Raw genomic sequence first — 18,093 nt, 5'->3', positions numbered from 1 at the left:
TTAATGATTTAAGGTTCCTGTATTGATAACCGGGCTGGTGTCTTTGTCGGAACAAAGCACAACCATGAGGTTGCTGACCATTGCAGCCTTTTTGTCTTCATCCAGGTCAATGATCTGTTTTTTAGACAGTTCTGCAAGTGCCGCCTCCACCATGCCCACAGCTCCTTCCACGATTTTGAATCTGGCAGCAACAATAGCTGTCGCTTGTTGGCGCTTTAGCATCGCCTGGGCAATTTCTTCTGCATAGGCCAGGTAGCCAATTCTCGCTTCGAGTACTTCAATGCCAGCAATGTCAAGCCTTTCTTCCAGCTCTTTTTCGAGGTTGTGATTCACTTCCTCAAGGCCTGACCTGAGCGAAACTTCCTCTTCATGGTCGTCGAAATTGTCGTAAGGATAGCGACCGGCCAGCTTTCTCACTGCCGCATCTGTCTGCACCCGCACGAAGCTCACATAATCATCTACCTCAAAGGCAGCTTTGAAAGTCTCTTTCACTTTCCAAACAAGGATCACACTGATCATGACTGGGTTGCCCAGCTTGTCGTTCACTTTCAGTCTTTCGCTGTCGAAGTTGCGGGCACGCAGAGAGATCTTCTGCTTTTGATACAGTGGGTTAACAAAAAAGAAACCATTGTTCTTCACCGTACCCTTGTATTCACCAAACAGGGTAAGCACTCTCGACTCGTTGGGGTTCACAAAAAAGAAACCGGGAGTCATCATAATAGCCAGCACGACAAAAATGGCTGACAAAGGCATGCGGGCTACAGCCAGCCCAAGGATGCCACCGATGAGAAAAATCAGGAATAATGCGATCATAGGATAGCCGGATGTAGGTTTGTTAATCTTTTCAGTGTCCATATCAGAATGATTTAATATGATATTAATTTGATATCAATATACGACAAAGTTTTAGAATGGTTGCATCTAGGTTAAATAATTCTTGCGAAGCGAAGTGAGGGAAGGGCTGAAAAATCAGCTCCGACAGGCTAAATATTGAACAGCAGGGCCATTATTAAGGCAACAGCAGCCACACCAAAAATTGTCAGCAGAGCCTTCCAGATAAACCTGAACCAGTCGTCGTAGGCGACGCCGGCCGCAGCAATCACTGCCATGAGTGTGCCGTTAGTGGGGGTGATAAGATCGGTGAGGCTGGCGCCATACTGGTAGGCCAGCACCACAATTTGGCGTGACATGCCGGTGAGGTCAGCAATGGGTGCCAGTAGTGGCATGGTAAGCATCGCCTGCCCGGAAGTGCTGGGAACAGGAATGTGTATGATGACGTGAGAGATCATCATGCCAATAGCTGTGATCATTTGTGGGAGACCATCCAGCGGCGAGAACAGGGCATGCACGATGGTGTCTACAATCAGGCCCTCCTGCATAATCAGAAAAATGGCCCTGGCAAATCCAACTACTACACAGGCGAATACCATGTCTCTGAAGCCAGCAGTGTAAGCTTCCCCGGTGCCGTTGAAGCCTAACTTCCCAATGACACCGGCAGTGATTCCCAGGGCAAAGAACGGAGCTGCCATTTGCAGAAAGTCCCATTCCAGCTTTACTGCCCCATAGATCATGATCCCAAAGGTTACCAGCAGAAGGGACAAGATAGCCACAGACCTGAGCGACAATTTGGGAGATGGGGATGCCGAGTTCATCGTGCTGCCTGCCTTTGATTTCCCGTACTTCAGAACAAAGAAAATCCAGATAGCCAGTGCAATGACTGTAAAAGCGATACGGAACAGGCTATCAGAAAATGGCTCCACACCAGCTACCTTCTGGGCAATTAACACAACGAAAGGATTGGACGGGCCAAAGGATCCCCCAATATTGGCGCTTCCGAAGCTTATCGCCACAGCGGCTTCTTTGGTGTAGCCGGTCTTGGCAGTGAGCAACAATATGATGGGCATCATGGCGATCACTTCTTCTGCAAGGCCGTTCAGCACGCCTCCAATACAAAAAACGACACCAACAAATACCATCAGGGCCATTTCGGCATTCTTAAATTTGGTCACCAGCCAGCCCAGGGCTTCATTGAAGGCCCCTGTTTTTTCAATCACATAAAAGCTGCCACCCAAAATAAGTATGAAGGCAATGACATCGGCGCTGCTCACAATGCCTTTGGGGATGGCCACCAGCATGTCGAAGAAAGCGACAGGTTGATTTTCTATGTTATGATAACTTCCCTGTACCACCACCTCTCTGCCTGTAGTATCATCCATTACCCGGTCGTATTCGCCAGCGGGAACGAGCCAGGTCATTGCGGTGGCCGCAGCAATGAACAAGAGCATGATCATAATGGGATGCGGGAAGTTACGCTTCATAGGTCGGTGATTAGCAACTTTCAATATAGGGATTAGTTGATGAGAAATTAGGGTTGTTTTGAGCAGGTGGGTTTACTTTTCTCGCTTGCCGTTCAAAGTTTCTGCTGGAATAGACATTTCGGATACCTGTTTTACCTTTGCAGCCAAATCATGATTATGAACCTTCCACGGATTAAGCCCTTTAGTTATAAAACCGCCGACCAGTATTACTTCAAGCTGTCGCTCATTTTTTACTTGCTTGCAGCGGTTCCAATGGTGCCGTTTATTATTGTATACCTCCAAATGCAGGAAGGCGAACTAACACCCCCGCTTGGTGCGGAGCTGAATGCGACAATCACGGCTATACTGGCGGTGTTTGCTTTCGGCAATGTGGTACTGGGGATGCGGCTTTACAAGCAGGAAATCCAGCCTCTGAAGTCACTGACCTCGCTTCGTGACAGGCTCGACTTGTTTCTTCATGCATCCGTTGTTCAGTATAGCTGCATGGAAGCGGCCACCATCATGGCTGTAGCTGGTCTGTACCTTACCCGGATGACATTCTTCGTACTGCTTTACCTGGGCATGCTGATTATTTTTGCGCAGGTAAGGCCGGAAATGCGGCGGATCAGCAAGCAGCTTAAAATGACAAAGGAAGAGGAGGAAATCGTATATCAGAAAAAGGAGATTGACTGAGGAACTGTTTTTAGGAAGTAAGCTGGTTGGACCCAATGTGTTAAGTCATGAGTGATTGCCGTCGGGTGGAGAATGACTTTTGATTTGTTGGTACGTTGGTTACTTTTAGTCTGTAACGAATAACTCCACCCGGTATGAACAATCAACTCTGGTTTATGACGTCCGCTTTCGATTACCTGAAGCTGGAGCAAATCATTGAAAGAGCTAAAGAAGTAGGCGTGCAGGGCCTCGACCTCTGCGTGTTTCGAAGAGACGGCACCCGCCAGGACCATGTGGCTACTCATTTGGACTACGAAAACTTTGGGACTGAGGAAGCCAGCCGCATCATTGACCTGTTCAATACCCATCAATTGAAGCTGTCTATCGGAGCTTTTGAAAACCTGATAGGAGGAGACGAAGCAGAAAGGGTGAATAACCAAAATCACCTTCTCAAATTGATCCGAATAGCCCATTTGCTTGGAGGTGATGAAAACGATGTGAAGGTGGGCACCTTCGTTGGCTATAACCACGAGATGGGGAATACTGAAGGTGGCTTCCAGAAAAACCTGGATGAGTATTCTCGAGTTTTCACTCCAATTGTGAAATACGCTGAAGACCTGGGAGTGACCATCCTCTACGAAAACTGCCCCATGGAAGGGTGGCGATCTGAAGGCTTCACAGGGACGTTCAACAATCTCCCGGGCGTACTTGCGGCCCGCAAGTTGATGTACGAGCTGATTCCCAGCAAAGCGCATGGCGAAATCTATGACCCCTCGCATGACGTGTGGCAGAACATTGTCCCTACAGAAGTAATCAAAGCGATGGACATCACCCGGCTTCATCGCCTCCATGTAAAAGCTACCAGAAACCTTGACAATGCCACCCGTACGCATTGGGGGGCGATGTATCCGATGCAGGCTGTGAACAAAGAACTTGCTGCCAGGGCTGGGGTTCCTGTTCCAGGCCACAGCTGGGACAGGCATAACTATGAAGCCATGATGCCGGGCTTTGGCGGCTCGGACTCGATGGACTGGCGGAAGTTTGTGGATGTGCTGAATGAAAGGGGATTTAGTGGCCCCTATGAGATGGAAAATGAGGCTAAGCTCTCCAAAGCCACTGGCAATGAAGGTGCCATTATGCAGGGGTACAAAGCCAGTTTATTGTTTTTGGCACCGATGCTATGGCCGCTGGGAGAGAAAGGCTATGCGTATGATCGAGGCAAAAACGCACCGCTAAAGCAGCTGGGGAGGAAGGATTTGAAGATCGTTTCGATGAACGATTTGTCTTAGGGGAGTTAAAAAGGTAGTCATAGAGAGGAGGATCTTATTTGCATTGCGACAAATAAGTCCTTATATCAAAGAATCAGGGTTCTTGCTGGCTGACTTCCATCATGAAATTGTGTGCGAAAGATAAAACTAAAAATCCATCCTCATGACAGTTGGGTCACAAGGATGGACTTGCCAAAATTGTCACAACCTAAAACTTCCTGTAAGGTGCTTCCAGCAGCTTATTGGCCCTTGCTTCATCGAATTGCTGCGTTCCATTGTTCCAATGCAAGGTCTCATTTGGGAATCGATTGGCAACAACACCCAAAAGGATGGCCTCCGTTAATCGGGCCGCATATGAGAATGGTGCACTGGTTTTGTCCTTGCCCAGGCAGGCATCAACAAACTGGTGATAGTGATCGGCTTTCGGCAGATCGGGGAAGTCCACCATTTCATATTTACCGTCAACAATCAGTTTTGGATAATCGATATGCGGCAGAAGTAGTCTTCCCTTTTCGCCAATAAACATGGCACCCTGATCCGGAAGTTTATCGGCACCCGGCATCGCCAGCTCTTCATGACTGTCAGGCGCATCTACGCCGTCGTACCATACCCACTTGAAGTTGTCGGTGGTGAATTTGGTGGCTGGAAATTCGTAGGTAACCACGTTCTTTTCGGGATGGCCAAAGCCTGTTGGCTTTCTGCAACTTGTGGTAATGGTCTTAGGCACGTCGAGCGCCAGTGCGGTGTAAGGGGTGTCGAAAATGTGAACGCCCATGTCGCCCAGGGTGCCGCAGCCAAAGTCAAGTATTTTTCTCCAGTTGCCAGGGTGATAATAGCCCTCTTTGTAAGCTCTTTCAGGCGCCGTTCCCAGCCACAGATTCCAGTCCAGTGTGGTTGGCACAGGGTCGCTACCTGTAGGTGCAGGGCCGTCGAAGCCCCAGTTTTTGTTGGACCATGCCCTCACGGTCTGCACTTTCCCAATAATGCCTGACTGGATCAGGTCAACAGTGCCCCGGTACTGGTTCCATGAGTGAATCTGAATACCCATTTGGGTGATCAGCTTGTTGTCTTCCGCCATTTTTCGCATGGCCCTGGCCTCAGACACGTGGTGAGTCAACGGCTTTTGGCAATACACGGGCTTGCCCATTTGCATGGCCAGTATGGAGGCGGGCGCATGGGTATGGTCAGGCGTTGACACGATCACCGCATCGATACTTTTGCCTATTTCGTCAAACAGCTTTCGGTAGTCCGTAAATACTTTGGCCCCTTTATGGAGTTTATTGGCCGCCGCCAGGTTGTTGGCGTCTACATCGCAAAGGGCAGTTACGTCGACCAACTTGTGTGAGGAGATGGACTTGAGGTCTTCGCCTCCCATGCCTCCTACGCCGATATGGGCAGTTCTTAGTCGGTCTGCTTTTACCCTTGCCCAGGCCGATGAGGATAAGAAAGCGATAGAGGAGGCAGCTAACGCTGTATTTTTGAGAAAGAGTCTTCTTTTCATGAGAGTATAATTTGTTTCAAGACCTTAATTTTGGTTTTTTAATTGGTTTATCCATCATCAGACCCTCCCAGATATCAAATATTAAATGGGTTTGGCGCTATCAGCCCCCTTTTGATAAATAGCGAGGACTTAGAATTATTTGAGAGGATACACAATGAAGCTTTCGTGTACGTTCCCTGCGAGCGTATCGCCCAACTTCTCAACGGCTTAGTGATGCGTTTGTAGGTCATCCCTGGTAAGCGCAAACTTGTGTTCCTCAGGCTGGTGCCTACTCTATCTTCCTTCCCAGCCTCTCCGCCTGCTCAATTATTTTCACATATACTGCCTTTCCCTTATTGAGCTCTTCGAGCACAAGCTTCTTTTGGTCGGCTTCATAAAAAAGTCCTTTTGTTTCTACCCATTCGGAAAGCCGGTCGATGATGGCAATGAATCTTTGTGCTGGTTCGGCGTAGCCAGCGGGCCTGCCTTCAAAGTCTACATACACCGGATTTGAGTGAGCTCCTCCACACCTGATGGCCAACCAGCCTGAGTCTTCCAGCGTAATCTCAGTAAGCTTATCAGTAGTGCTGGTAATCATTTTGCCGTTGAAGATAATCTCCACGGGCACCTTTCCTTTGGGAGTGAGCGCCTCTGCCATAACCTCAAATGTTGCGGGCTGGCTCCCAGCTTTCAACACACTCCCCGGCTGCTGGCCGTTTACTGTGAAAAAGAGCATAGGCCCGTTAGTAATGAAGCTTTTTCCCTGTTGTAGCCCTTTTCGCCAGTTGTCTAATGTAAAAGGCTTGTCTTCCAGGTTCACATACACCCTTGGTGTATCTTTAATGATCCAATCGGGGCCGGCGGTGGCGGGTATCCTGAAGCCACAATTGAGGATGTCGTACCAGATGTCCAGCTGCCCACCGTTGCCGGCTATTTCGGCCATTTGGATCTTGCCCAGTGCAATGTCAACGGGCATCTCGAAACCTGAAGAAGGCCATGGCGTTTTGATTTGGTCTGTGCCTTTGAAGTTTCCAAAATGGGCAGCGATGGTAGTAGCGCCCTGTTCAATGGCCTCATCCAAAATATAAGAATTGGGTGGGTAGTCGGGGCCACCCAGCTCACCTACAGCACCGGAGCTAATGGGTTGTATCAGCTCATTCAGCCCCAGAAAGGCGAGATGACCATAGGGGTTGTTTCGAAACTCTTCTCCATAGGTGATCAAATGCTCTGATGTACTAAAAGCCTTTCTTTCGCCCATGGGAAATTCGTTGGCATAAATGGCGTGCGTTTCCCATTCACCTTTCAAAGTGAGGATAGCCGATACATTGAGGTCTTCGCTTTTGGAAATCAAAGGCCAGTATTGGCTGAACTGAACCGGTATGCCCACGTCGGTGGTATGGATATGCGTTTGGCCGGAGTACCAACCCAGCGCTGGCATGTTGATCCATCGCTCCATGGCCACATCTACAACGCCATTTTCGGGAACCTTCACCGTAACAGGTTTGTACTCAAATCCATGATAGATAGTAGCTGTTTTGCCAACAGCGCTTACTCCCAATTCCGCTTTGCCATCGATATAGAAGTAAGGGCCTGGCTGATAGTCCCAAAAAATGGATCTCCAACCATCGTTTTCGTTCCTGCCTACGGCATAGGAGGGCCCTTTAATGGGTGCCCAATAGCTTTTGTTCGCCGCATCTTTCACCTCTATGCGGGAAGCAAGGGGTTTGCCGGTGAGTTTGTCGGTAACGTTGAATTTGATCCCTTGTTTAAATGGAGCATCATTTTTGGCGGGTGACCGCCCAGGCGCTGGCAGCACTACCTTGTACGCATTGTTGGCAGGGAGCAGCCAAAATGGAGGATCCTGCATGGGGATACCCTGCATCCGTATGGTGGCTGACGCCTTGTTTCCAAGACTGTCGCTCATTTGGATGGTTTGAGTCAATGCCTTCTCAGTGAGCGGCGTGCAAACGGCAAAGGTGTAGCCAATTGACTCCGGAGCCAGGGCGATGGTCTTATTCCAAAACAATACCTCATCGCTCAAATCGGCTTTCATGACTAGTTCTGTGGCCACGCTTCGTCGATTTTCAATTTCGATAACCACTACTTTGAAATGCCCAACTTGCACATTTACTACTGGTGCTTCCGACGAGCTTTTGATCGATTGGTCTAGCACCACATTTAACGAAGGGCCTTTACGGGCCATGCCGGCAAAGTAGGCTCGACACTCTTCCAAAAGCTGCCTTTGTTTAGCTCTGGTTACGCCTATTTGCTTCATTACCTTACTGTCTACCATTAGCAAGTTTTGCTCGTCAGTCAGTTCACGGATCTTCCACGATGCTACCCTAAGTTCATCCCAGATGTTGAATAACCTTGCCGCAGCAGGGTCGTCAATCCTCAAGAGTTGTATGGCCATGAGGTAATCGTTTAGCTCAGCCAGCACGGGGTCGGAATGCCGGGGATGTGATTCAGTACGGGTATTGATGTTGAAACAAAAAACAAAAAAGAATAGCAGTAGAGAGGTATGCTTTGTCATCGTTGAGAGCTGCTTGATTTTGGGTGCTGATTAAAACTAGCAAAAATGATGGACTTTTCGGCTCCAGATTGTTCAATGGTTAACCCACTGTTCAAGTCGTAGGAGCAAATTAGTGCGATGCTACTGGCGTTGGGTTACAGCCGCTCTTTCAAAAACTCCATTGGGTGATGAAAATACTTTCTTAAATCGTCCCTCGTGTAACACGTCAGCGTGTAGGAAGAGAAATGTCTTTCTGGTTTAGTACTATCCGGCTTCAAAGCTAATGGCCGGGTCTTTAATACTTCAAAGTGAAAGTGGTCGAACTGCCAGCCATATTCGTCCAGTTCCTTCTTGTTCATGAACCTTGCGATTGGCCTATCGGGGCTTACCGGCTGATGCAACTCTACCTCAATACCAGCAATGTGTTCGTAGAGCGTCCAAAACTTGCCCATTCCATCCTGGTGTTCAATAATTAGTTGAGCGTAAGGCCCGTCTGTTCGCTTGCTGATAACAAGGCCGTCTTTGACTGGAAAGATCGGCTCATCAAAGTAATTTCTGGTGGGCCGTTTGATATCGATACCAGTGTGATAGTGAGCCGGAATGCCAGGTCTTTCCTTCCTCATCAGACCGAATTCACCAATGTCGGTTAGCGTAATTTGACTTACCATCCGTCTGTTGGTTGTGTTCACGGGCGAGAGAAATTCAACTTGGTTTGTGTGACCGAGCAGCAGTAAATGACTCAATAAAAGGGGTTTAAGCAGACTGACCATTGCTCAGCTGACTATTTACTTGCTGCTATCCACGAATTGATTTTCTTTTCCAGCAACACCAATGGCAAGCTCCCCGAGTTCAATGCCTGGTTGTGAAACTCTCTGATGCTGAACTTATCGCCAAGAGAAGCCTCAGCTTTTTTTCTCAACTCCTGAATCTTCAACTGGCCTATTTTGTAGGAAACGGCCTGCCCCGGGGTAGCCATGTACCGCTCAATGGACGCAATGATGGAGGCTTCGGACTCCGCTTCATTGTCGAGCGAATACTGGATCGCTTCTTCCCTCGTCCAGCCTTTGGCATGAATGCCCGTGTCGACCACCAGCCGGATGGCCCGGTGCATTTCCATGCTCAGCATGCCGAAGTACTGATACGGGTCGTCATACAAGCCCAGCTCTTTGCCCAGCGATTCGGCGTACAAGGCCCATCCCTCTACAAATACACCGAGGCTTTCGGGGTGTAGAAATTCAGGCAGACTGGTGTTTTCCTGCTGTAGCGAAAGCTGGTAGTGGTGGCCGGGAACTGCCTCGTGCAGAAACAGGGCCTCGTCGGAGAACTTGTTGTAAGCTGTTACGTCCGGAATAGGCACATAAAAAGTACCTGGTCTCGTCGCATCTTTGCTGCCTGGCACATATTCTGCGCTGGCCGACGCTTCCCGAAAAGCTTCCGTTCTGCGCACTTCAAAGGTGGCTTTGGGTTTCAGATCAAATACCTCACCCAGTCTGGCTTCAACACGTGTTCTTATCGTATTGAAGTTGGCAATGACTTGCTCAGGATCAGTATATGGCATTTGATTTTTGCTGGTGCGCACATGTTCAAAAAAGGCCTTCATGTCGCCTTCAAAGCCGGTAGCGGCTTTGGCTTTCTCCATTTCAGCCAAAATCCTTTGCACCTCACTTTTGCCGAGCTCATGGATTTCGTTGGCAGTCATGTTAGTAGTGGTGTGCAGGCGGAGCAAGTAATTATAGGTTGCTGACCCATTGGGTAAAGCACCAAGACCGGATGTCGCTGTTCCCGCAGGTAAATAGGTGTCGATCAGAAAATCCTGCAGCTCTTTGTACTTCGGGGCTAGCTTTCCGGTTATCATTTTATTGTAAGCCGTTGTCAACCTCTCTTTGTCTTCAGGCGAAAAGCTTTCCGGCATCATTCGGATGGGTGCATAATAAAGGTGCTCCCCGAGAGCGGCGTTGATAAAGCCATCCAACTGAGGAATCGTCTTCTCGATAAGCGCTTTCGGAGGTACAACGCCTGTGGCTATTCCCTCTTTCATTTTCACCATGGCGGTATCCAGGAAGGGCAGGTACGCATCGATCCGCCTAAGCCAGTTGTCATAGTCCTGCACTGTGTTAAACGGCTGAACGCTTTGTGCCCCAGCCAGCTGCGAAAAGTAAAGGTGCAGCGACTGGATTTGAAGGATGGGCATTAGCTCGAAGTTGGGCAGGTTGTAGATGGGTGATGCCATGGTCGCAATTCTGTTGGTAAGGCCTTCCCGCTTAATGTCACAGTCCCAGGCCATCACCTGCATGCTCATCCATTGCGACGGACTTACCATGGTGGAATCGTATTGATCAAGTGCCTCCAGAAAATTGGTGTAGTTCTCTAAAAGGTCTGCCTGGTAGTCGTCGGCAATGAAGTTGGCTACCTTGTCGTTGTACTCCGATTCACCTGCCTTGGTGGCTTCTATGGGGTTAATGCGCAGCTTGAATTGGTTGTAAGCATCGAAGAGGCTGTCGATGGCGGGGTTGGCGCCTTGTGGCTCAGTCGGTTTTGGGCTCGAACAGCTTGCCACGATTAACAATAGGGCGAGAGAACAGGTATAGAAAGATCTCATTGAATGGTTAGTTATTCTGAAGAGTTTTTGGAAGTAAGTTGGTAGTTAGCCCATTGATATCCCAGGGTTTAAATCTGGGCTATCAATGGGCGGTAACGGTATTCACCACAAATGGTGCACCTCTTTTTTGATGTATGCTTCATAAATTTTGTTCATCGCCATTACCTGCGCTGTTGTAAGCGGCGGCGTGTCGTAGGTGGATAAATTAGACAACACCTGCTCTACCTTCGATGCGCCGGGAATGATGCAGCTTACTTCCTCAAAGCCGAGGATCCACCTAAGCGCTACAGGTGCCAGGTTGCTCACGCCGGGAAACAGAGCCTTCAGCTCGTCAACAGCTTTCAGGCCAAGGTCATAGTCAATGCCCGAAAAGGTCTCTCCTTTGTCGAACCTTTCACCATTTCTGTTGAAGTTTCTGTGGTCTCCCGAATCGAAAGTTGTTTTTGCATGGTAGGTGCCGGTAAGTAAGCCGCTGGCCAGTGGTACCCGAACGATGATACCGACATTCTTTCGCCTGGCTTCTTTGAAAAACAGCTCTGAAGGCCGTTGACGAAACAGATTGAAGATGATCTGCACTGTAGCCACATTGTCGTACTCAATTGCTTTTAATGCCTCTTCTACTTTTTCAACGCTCACTCCCAGGTTAAGAATTTTACCCTGCTCTTTCATCCGGTCAAACAGCTCAAATATTTCCGGGCGATAGTAGACCTCAGCAGGAGGACAATGCAGCTGGATCAAATCCAGCGCCTCCAATCTTGTTCGTCTCAGGCTATCTTCCACAAACTTCTGGAGCACTTTAGGTTGATAGCCTTCGCTGGTGTGTGGGCTGATCTGTCTGCCGCATTTGGTGGCTAGGCAGATACGCTCCGGTCGGGAGCGAACTACCCGCCCTACAGCTATTTCACTCAGGCCGTTTTCGTACACATCGGCTGTGTCGATGAAGTTCACTCCTTGATCGATAGCCGTGTTGATGATTTTATCTGCTTCAGCGTCGTTAAAAGGCGAGCCCCATTTGCCGCCTACCTGCCAGGTGCCAAGGGAGATTTCTGAGATCTTGAAGTTAGTTTTGCCGAGTTGCCTGTAGTTCATTGGTTGTAGAATTTTTCAGGACAAAGGCAGGGTGCTTAGTGTCCTTTCGATAAATAAAACACAAACGCCTCAGAGTAAAAAGGGGAAATATGTAACCGGAGCAACTATTGGCATGATGATTTGGGATCCTCACCATTCCAATGGCCTATTCCTCCGGGGCGGTTTACAAATGGCTACTGCTTGCTTTCTAAGCTTTCAATTTTCAACCATATATTTTTCTACATATGTCACTACTGCTTCAATCTCTTTAGCTGATAATTCCTTCGAAAAAGATCGCATGACCGTGAGTGGGCTTCCTTCTTTGACAATTTCAATCTTTTGCTCTGTTGTAAGCTTTGATAGAGTGAGGTCAGCGGCATGAAAAAGTCCCTTTTTGCCATCGTTACCATGGCATTCTGCACAGATCGAAGAAAAGATAGCTCGTCCTTTTTCAGTATTTGATAGTGTGGCTACTTCAGGATGATCCTTTTCAAATGTGCTCCCGGCTTTTGGAAAAACTGGACTATCAGTGAAGGAGGTATACCCGGCCGCTGCCAGTAACAGGAGACCTAACAAGGAGGCTCCGACATAATTCATGGTAGAAATTCGACTAGCCCAAAACACCAAACCCAACAGTATTATTTTTAACGCATGATAGAGCTCAATCTTGCCAAGGATGATGATGGGATAAAGTCCTGAAACCAAAATGAGTCCGACAAAACAATAGTCAGCAATGCGAAATTTTCTCCGCATAATTGCCTGGTATTCTGGGCTCTTAAGTCCAAAAAGTGAGATAGTGAGTCGCAGTAAGAGGTATAGTGCGAAGAGAACAGCTATGCCGGCATGAATCAACACGATGTTATTTTCCATTACCTCAAATTACCTTTTCATCTGGATGGAATTTTAAATATTATTCGAATTGCGCAGGTTGTTATGTGATTTGACTCTAGCCTAATCCAGAACCCGATTTATCTTACGTATAGGCTCTCTGCACAAAGGATAGAAAAGATTGAGTTTGTTACTTTTGAATCAAAAAGCTTGAAGAAAGAAGTTTACTTCCACCTCCTTTTCTGGGTCACTTACATGGCCATATTCACGTTCGTAGAGGGTGGGTATAACAATAAGTTTGATCAGGCATTCTATATGGAGCTCGGCTACCTTCCTTTTCGGCTGGTTGTGGTTTATTTAAACTATTTCTGGCTCCTGCCACAGTTTTTGCTGAAAAAGAGAATTACTACTTACCTTTTCTATTCTGTCGCCACTATTCTATTGGCCAGCCTGCTCAATCGACTTTTTTTCTACTACTATCTGAACGCTATCATTTTTCCGGGTTGGAGCCAGGGCGATTTTTTTCAAGCCTATAAGTTCCTCCAGTCGTCAATGATCATCACATCTCCAATGATCTTTCTGATTGGCCTGGTGGTAATGAGGCGGTGGGTGTCTTCTGAGCGCCGGGCCCAGTTGTTGGAAAGCGAAAAGATAAAAGCGGAATTGGGGTATCTGCGGTCTCAGATCAACCCGCACTTTTTCTTTAACACACTTAATACTTTGTATGGATTGGCACTTAAAAAGTCAGATCGAACGCCCGAGGTGGTCATGCAACTGTCTGAACTTATGAGCTATATTCTTTATGAAGCTGACAAGGAATTGGTGCCTCTGTCGAAGGAAATTGATCAGATAGAAAGGTATATTGAGTTAGAGCAGATACGCTATGAGAACAGATTTGAAACGGACATTGAGGTAAACGGAGATGTAGAGCTTTGCCAAATACCACCTCTAATTTTGCTGCCGTTTGTTGAAAACAGCTTTAAGCACGGAGTAAATAAAAGCTCAAAAGATGGGTGGATATCAATTCGAATTACGAGTTCTGATGGTGGATTAGAATTTATCATCCAAAACAAAGTATTTGATGAGACTCAGAAAAAAGAGGGGAAGAATGGATTAGGAATCGCCAATGTAAAAAGGAGGCTCAACTTGCTTTATCCGGGAAGTCATACGCTAAGCTGTAAGAAACTCGGTGACATTTTTACAGTTCACATAACTATTCACAAAACGATATGAGACTCAATTGCCTGATAGTTGATGATGAGCCAATCGCTCAGGAAATTTTGGAGCGCTATATTGAGCCATTTGATCAAATCAATCTGGTTGGTAAATGCCTCAATGCAATTGAAGCAAGTCAGCTGATCCAGCAGCAGGCGGTGGACCTCATATTCCTGGACATCGAAATGCCTTACCTTGATGGATTGTCGTTTGTAAAGAGTTTAGAGCACCCACCGAAGGTTATCATTACCACGGCAAATAGAGAGTATGCACTTGAAGGCTATGAGCTGAATGTTGTAGACTACTTGTTAAAACCGATTTCTCAAGAGCGATTCCTGAAGGCTGTCAATAGGGTACTTACTAAGCCAACGCACCCCGAAAAATCCCCGTTGTATGTCTACCTGAAAGTCGACATGAAAATGGTTCAGGTTTTTCTTGACGAGATTTTATATATCCAGGGGCTCAGCAATTACGTGCGGGTCTTCTGCGAAAAGCGAACGTTGATTACCTATCAGAAGTTAAGCCATCTGGAAGAGATATTACCTGAGGACGTTTTCTTTAGATCACACAGGTCGTACATCGTCAACCTGACTAAGATCAAATCCTACACAAGTCAGGATCTTGAAGTCGGGGAAACGGAAATTCCGGTTGGCGGAAACCACAGAGAAGCACTTATCAGGGTGCTGGCAAAGTTTCAAGCGTAATATCTGATCGCAAAATGACCACCAGGCTTCTTCGTTAGGAGATTTTGGCGGCTACAATTGATTGGCCCGGTTCTTTCACAGTTAAAGACTTGATCTCATTATTTTCAAACTGGAATGATATTTTCACAGATGGGGCTCCATTGTATATAAATTCATTGTCACCAGTTTGATAAAGGGCGCCGCCAAATTGGCCAATGACTCCCAGCGAAAGCATCTTCCTCATATTTAGCTGTACTGAGAAGCCCTCATCTTTAGCCTGACCGTATTTATAGTCACCTAAATATTTTGGTTTTTTCTCATCAGGGATATCCTCAAACTTTTGACCATTGGCATTGCCAAGCGATTCCAGGTAGTCGATAAGTTTTTTACAATTATCAACCTCCTGGGCTGTCATCGTTTTTTCCATTCTAAGTCCCGCCGAGGCGTGAGCGAGCAAGCTTATGCCGTGAGGCCCATAGGTTGTTTGAATCCCTGGCGTATAGTCAATCATACTTTTGACGGCCTCGTATGCTCCCAGTGTCGCATAGGTGAAGATATTGGGCCTGGCCCCTTTGCCTAGCAGATACTGTACAATATCACGTCTTCCCACGTGAGAAGCTGCGCCAATGGCAGACTCGAAATCTGCGAACCCCCAGTCAATCGTGGCCCTGGCAAGCTCTGGCCTTTGGTCGACCAATTCCTTCACTCTGTCTAAATCGGAATGCGATTTACCAACGACCTCTGAAACTAATTCATGCTCAATCGATGGGTACGATGCATGCGGCTTACCTGCGATTGACGGTGCTTCAAAAGCTGATGCAGCATGAGAGGTAAGGGGCAGGGACAAACCGATGATTCCCATTGCGGAACCTGTCAACACTTTTCTTCTTGAGATTTTATTCATGGCTTTGTGCTTTATTTTTAAGAATCCACTCAGAATGGCCTGCTTCTTCCCAGGCATCTTCTTCCTTAGCTTTATGATAGGTAACGGCCTTCATTTTACCTTCACCCTGGAAGTAATGGATATCACGGGTGAAATAAGATCTGCCGTCAGGAACGGTTGTTTTAAACTGGATGTCCAGGTGTTGTCCTTCAAGGGGAGTAATGAATCCAATGCTTTTTCCGCCCCATGCATTTCGCTGGACAAGAAAAATGTTATTGTTTGCCAGATCAACGAAGTTCCATACCTCCATTAGCTGGCTGGTGTCACCTGCATTGGTAATTCCATAAATATTTCCTGTTACCGACTCACTGTCTGCCCAATTTCTGAAAGACATAAAAAAGGTCTCAAAGTCTTCCGGACTCTTTGTGTTTTTTTCGTTGGTTGATACCCACACGCCGCCGACTACTTTATTCAACAGTTGTTTCAGAGTTGGCGTGTCCTGTGCGTTTGCTGGCCAGGTAAATGCTAAGGTTAGGAGTAAGGTGAAAGTGATCTTCATTTTAATTTGAGTTTTAGGATGGTTGGGTCGCTTAAAGGCTGGTCAACCGATCCATTCTCGTTGACCTTTTGAAATTGAGCATTCGCCACATAGTAAAATACATCACCCACCAGCACCCCCGTGGTAGGGTGATCCATCCTTGAATCATTCTCCTGAAGTATTTTTTCTCGTACGATAGCACCTTGAGGCACGCTTAAATCAAATTGAGTCACACGATTGAGGTCCGACTGAATCCCGATCAGCGAGTTTTTGTAGACATATAGACCGTCGATGCTTTCACGATGGCTGACCTTAATGCTGTTTGCCACAGCCAGGTTTTCTACTTTTCCTGAGGCTAATGAGACCTTTGCAATACCCTCAGAGTGAGCAACGAAAAGCGTTTTTCCATCATCGGAGATGTCCATCCCGTTCGGATATTTTATGAGTTCACTTTGAACATATGGTTCCAATTGATCCTTGTCTCGATCTATTTTGTAGACGGCCTGATCATTGAACATATGACTTGCATACACATCTCCATTTTCATGAATGACCAGGTCGTTGAAAAAATGAACCTCTCCATTCTCCTCCAAAGTATACTTTTTGATGAGCTCGCCAGAGCTAAGGTTAACTCTGAAGATTCCGGCCGGACGGCCCTCTTTGTCGTCCTGCTTATCGTATCCAATAAGGTTTGTACCTCCCGAACTACAGAACCACAATTCATTTCTCTTTGGGTCAATCTTGATCCCAATCACCATCCACTGCCCAAATTGCCCACCTTCTACAAAGGTGGATTGAGAGCCATCCTTCTCTATTTTGATAATTTTTCCTCGGCGGGTGCTGCCAACATAAAACACGTCCGTGCCAGGATCGTAAGCAATACTCTCAGGTAGAAGATCATTTTCAGGAATGGTAAAGGCCACCGAACCAGCATTGTCCTGGGCAAAAAGCCCAAAGGAAACTATTGTCCCTATGAAACCCGTCAGGAGTAACGTCTTTCTCATCACTAGAATTTTCTTGATTTTACGGCTTTTGAGAACTAGAGCTTGAAAGACTATCCCTATCAGTTACTTCCTTATCCGAACAGGAGAAAATTTTATGCAAAAACCTGCGTTGGCTAGTTGAAAAACCCAGAGTATAGTGTTTTAGAAACGGTCAAGTCAAAACCTTAGGGAAAGATTAGCGCCTCATTCAATCATTCCCCCAATATGCCTCTGCAAACCTCTTCCCAATTTCCCTTTGCCCGGCGGAATTGAAATGTACGGTGTCTCCTTTGTGAATCAAGTCCTGGGTGCCAATCACCGACACATTTTGGTCGGTGGCGGCATATTCACGGATCGCCGTATTCACCATTTGCCAATAATCGTTGTTATTAGAATAGCTTCCCAGCTCTCCCATCAGCACTGGCAATGAGTCGTTTTGCACAATAGACCGGAAAGTGGCCAACAACTGAGGGATTTTGCTCGGATAGGCTTCTATTGACCTTTCGTTGGCGTCGCTTTCTCCCTGATGCCAGAGAATGGCCTTTATTTCTCCATGCTGCTTTCCAATCGCTACCTTTTCTTTGAAGTTAGAAAGCAGCTTCACATTTCGGTAAAGCGAATCACCCAGCCATTGCGACATGGCGCTGCCACCAACGGCAGTTGGTATGATCATGATGGTGTCATTTTCAGGAAGTTGAGGCAGAAGAGTTTTGGCAAACGACAAGCCGCAGTCGAGGCCCACCCTGCTCGGTTCGTAAAAATGCAGTGGCTCTTTGGCTTTGATTACCTTCCCAAGAGAGTCAATAGTAAGTATTCTTGGATTGGTCACTGTATCCTGAGGCTCAACTATACCACGCCCTGCCATATTCGACTGCCCTGCCATGATGAAAACCCAGGTTTGGGGTTTGTGGCTCTGACAGGCAGGTAAGATGGTGATAACGCAGACAAAAAGGAGTAGCTTCAGGTGGGTAACATTCATGGTTGCTCGGTTGTGTTAGACGAAGGTTCAATATACGAAAAGCGCCTGTTCTACACCGACAAGGCTGTGGACAAATGGTGAGCGACCG

General features: G+C 47.2%; 16 protein-coding genes. 4 read left to right on the top strand and 12 right to left on the bottom strand.

The annotated features are described in order from the left end of the window. Together RIF36_RS21785 and RIF36_RS21780 are read right to left on the bottom strand one after the other, a co-directional pair. Complete coding sequence (locus RIF36_RS21785) at positions 1 to 855, bottom strand: SPFH domain-containing protein (RefSeq protein WP_350077360.1); 855 nt, start codon at positions 853 to 855, stop codon at positions 1 to 3. 128 nt (positions 856 to 983) lie between these two features. Next, entirely contained in the window at positions 984 to 2,318 is a 1,335-nt protein-coding gene (locus RIF36_RS21780) for a YfcC family protein (RefSeq protein WP_350122761.1), read from the bottom strand. 156 nt (positions 2,319 to 2,474) lie between these two features. Between RIF36_RS21780 and RIF36_RS21775 the strand changes: the two genes are divergently transcribed. Together RIF36_RS21775 and RIF36_RS21770 are read left to right on the top strand one after the other, a co-directional pair. After that, positions 2,475 to 2,990: a hypothetical protein gene (locus tag RIF36_RS21775; protein WP_350122758.1), complete on the top strand. Its 516-nt coding sequence runs from the start codon at positions 2,475 to 2,477 to the stop codon at positions 2,988 to 2,990. 134 nt (positions 2,991 to 3,124) lie between these two features. Beyond that, complete coding sequence (locus RIF36_RS21770) at positions 3,125 to 4,258, top strand: sugar phosphate isomerase/epimerase family protein (protein ID WP_350122755.1); 1,134 nt, start codon at positions 3,125 to 3,127, stop codon at positions 4,256 to 4,258. A 187-nt stretch (positions 4,259 to 4,445) separates the two neighbouring features. On the opposite strand, the gene RIF36_RS21765 is transcribed toward RIF36_RS21770, so the two are convergent. The 6 genes from RIF36_RS21765 to RIF36_RS21740 form a co-directional block, all read right to left on the bottom strand. Beyond that, positions 4,446 to 5,738, bottom strand: a complete 1,293-nt coding sequence (locus tag RIF36_RS21765; protein WP_350122752.1) for a Gfo/Idh/MocA family protein — start codon at positions 5,736 to 5,738, stop codon at positions 4,446 to 4,448. A 268-nt stretch (positions 5,739 to 6,006) separates the two neighbouring features. Further along, positions 6,007 to 8,250 (bottom strand): CehA/McbA family metallohydrolase, encoded by a 2,244-nt coding sequence (locus tag RIF36_RS21760; protein ID WP_350122749.1) that lies wholly within the window; start codon positions 8,248 to 8,250, stop codon positions 6,007 to 6,009. Between the two features lie 134 nt (positions 8,251 to 8,384). Continuing rightward, positions 8,385 to 8,897, bottom strand: coding sequence for a M23 family metallopeptidase (locus RIF36_RS21755; protein ID WP_350122746.1), 513 nt, complete (start codon positions 8,895 to 8,897; stop codon positions 8,385 to 8,387). A 113-nt stretch (positions 8,898 to 9,010) separates the two neighbouring features. Further along, positions 9,011 to 10,828 carry a DUF885 domain-containing protein gene (locus RIF36_RS21750; protein ID WP_350122743.1) on the bottom strand — a complete coding sequence of 606 codons (1,818 nt, stop codon included), beginning with the start codon at positions 10,826 to 10,828 and terminating at the stop codon, positions 9,011 to 9,013. A gap of 102 nt (positions 10,829 to 10,930) precedes the next feature. Beyond that, on the bottom strand, positions 10,931 to 11,917 hold the full coding sequence (locus RIF36_RS21745; protein WP_350122740.1) for an aldo/keto reductase: 987 nt from the start codon (positions 11,915 to 11,917) through the stop codon (positions 10,931 to 10,933). 195 nt (positions 11,918 to 12,112) lie between these two features. Further along, positions 12,113 to 12,766, bottom strand: a complete 654-nt coding sequence (locus RIF36_RS21740) for a c-type cytochrome (protein ID WP_350122737.1) — start codon at positions 12,764 to 12,766, stop codon at positions 12,113 to 12,115. Positions 12,767 to 12,934: 168 nt separating this feature from the next. On the opposite strand from RIF36_RS21740, the gene RIF36_RS21735 reads away from it, so the two are divergent. Together RIF36_RS21735 and RIF36_RS21730 are read left to right on the top strand one after the other, a co-directional pair. Then, complete coding sequence (locus RIF36_RS21735; RefSeq protein WP_350122734.1) at positions 12,935 to 13,957, top strand: sensor histidine kinase; 1,023 nt, start codon at positions 12,935 to 12,937, stop codon at positions 13,955 to 13,957. Next, positions 13,954 to 14,643: a LytR/AlgR family response regulator transcription factor gene (locus RIF36_RS21730; RefSeq protein WP_350122731.1), complete on the top strand. Its 690-nt coding sequence runs from the start codon at positions 13,954 to 13,956 to the stop codon at positions 14,641 to 14,643. The genes RIF36_RS21735 and RIF36_RS21730 overlap by 4 nt, the downstream gene beginning before the upstream one ends. A 34-nt stretch (positions 14,644 to 14,677) precedes the next feature. On the opposite strand, the gene RIF36_RS21725 is transcribed toward RIF36_RS21730, so the two are convergent. The 4 genes from RIF36_RS21725 to RIF36_RS21710 form a co-directional block, all read right to left on the bottom strand. Next, on the bottom strand, positions 14,678 to 15,526 hold the full coding sequence (locus RIF36_RS21725) for an ankyrin repeat domain-containing protein (RefSeq protein WP_350122728.1): 849 nt from the start codon (positions 15,524 to 15,526) through the stop codon (positions 14,678 to 14,680). Further along, entirely contained in the window at positions 15,519 to 16,064 is a 546-nt protein-coding gene (locus RIF36_RS21720; protein WP_350122725.1) for a hypothetical protein, read from the bottom strand. Before RIF36_RS21720 ends, RIF36_RS21725 begins: the two co-directional genes overlap by 8 nt. Next, positions 16,061 to 17,047 carry an SMP-30/gluconolactonase/LRE family protein gene (locus RIF36_RS21715; protein WP_350122722.1) on the bottom strand — a complete coding sequence of 329 codons (987 nt, stop codon included), beginning with the start codon at positions 17,045 to 17,047 and terminating at the stop codon, positions 16,061 to 16,063. The genes RIF36_RS21720 and RIF36_RS21715 overlap by 4 nt, the downstream gene beginning before the upstream one ends. Positions 17,048 to 17,234: 187 nt before the next feature. Continuing rightward, a complete protein-coding gene (locus tag RIF36_RS21710) occupies positions 17,235 to 18,005 on the bottom strand; it encodes a sialate O-acetylesterase (RefSeq protein ID WP_350122719.1) in 771 nt (256 codons plus the stop codon). Positions 18,006 to 18,093: the final 88 nt, after the last annotated feature.

The organism is Imperialibacter sp. (genome assembly GCF_040222815.1).
Lineage (GTDB): Bacteria > Bacteroidota > Bacteroidia > Cytophagales > Cyclobacteriaceae > Imperialibacter.
The sequence above is the reverse complement of the archived record's forward strand: the minus strand, read 5'-3'. Positions and strand labels throughout refer to the sequence as shown.

What these genes read in the sequence shown, in the direction of transcription:
- RIF36_RS21785 (WP_350077360.1), bottom strand. Translation starts at nt 855, where the DNA reads ATGGACACTGAAAAGATTAACAAACCTACATCCGGCTATCCTATGATC.
- RIF36_RS21780 (WP_350122761.1), bottom strand. Translation starts at nt 2,318, where the DNA reads ATGAAGCGTAACTTCCCGCATCCCATTATGATCATGCTCTTGTTCATT.
- RIF36_RS21775 (WP_350122758.1), top strand. Translation starts at nt 2,475, where the DNA reads ATGAACCTTCCACGGATTAAGCCCTTTAGTTATAAAACCGCCGACCAG.
- RIF36_RS21770 (WP_350122755.1), top strand. Translation starts at nt 3,125, where the DNA reads ATGAACAATCAACTCTGGTTTATGACGTCCGCTTTCGATTACCTGAAG.
- RIF36_RS21765 (WP_350122752.1), bottom strand. Translation starts at nt 5,738, where the DNA reads ATGAAAAGAAGACTCTTTCTCAAAAATACAGCGTTAGCTGCCTCCTCT.
- RIF36_RS21760 (WP_350122749.1), bottom strand. Translation starts at nt 8,250, where the DNA reads ATGACAAAGCATACCTCTCTACTGCTATTCTTTTTTGTTTTTTGTTTC.
- RIF36_RS21755 (WP_350122746.1), bottom strand. Translation starts at nt 8,897, where the DNA reads ATGGTAAGTCAAATTACGCTAACCGACATTGGTGAATTCGGTCTGATG.
- RIF36_RS21750 (WP_350122743.1), bottom strand. Translation starts at nt 10,828, where the DNA reads ATGAGATCTTTCTATACCTGTTCTCTCGCCCTATTGTTAATCGTGGCA.
- RIF36_RS21745 (WP_350122740.1), bottom strand. Translation starts at nt 11,917, where the DNA reads ATGAACTACAGGCAACTCGGCAAAACTAACTTCAAGATCTCAGAAATC.
- RIF36_RS21740 (WP_350122737.1), bottom strand. Translation starts at nt 12,766, where the DNA reads ATGGAAAATAACATCGTGTTGATTCATGCCGGCATAGCTGTTCTCTTC.
- RIF36_RS21730 (WP_350122731.1), top strand. Translation starts at nt 13,954, where the DNA reads ATGAGACTCAATTGCCTGATAGTTGATGATGAGCCAATCGCTCAGGAA.
- RIF36_RS21725 (WP_350122728.1), bottom strand. Translation starts at nt 15,526, where the DNA reads ATGAATAAAATCTCAAGAAGAAAAGTGTTGACAGGTTCCGCAATGGGA.
- RIF36_RS21720 (WP_350122725.1), bottom strand. Translation starts at nt 16,064, where the DNA reads ATGAAGATCACTTTCACCTTACTCCTAACCTTAGCATTTACCTGGCCA.
- RIF36_RS21715 (WP_350122722.1), bottom strand. Translation starts at nt 17,047, where the DNA reads ATGAGAAAGACGTTACTCCTGACGGGTTTCATAGGGACAATAGTTTCC.
- RIF36_RS21710 (WP_350122719.1), bottom strand. Translation starts at nt 18,005, where the DNA reads ATGAATGTTACCCACCTGAAGCTACTCCTTTTTGTCTGCGTTATCACC.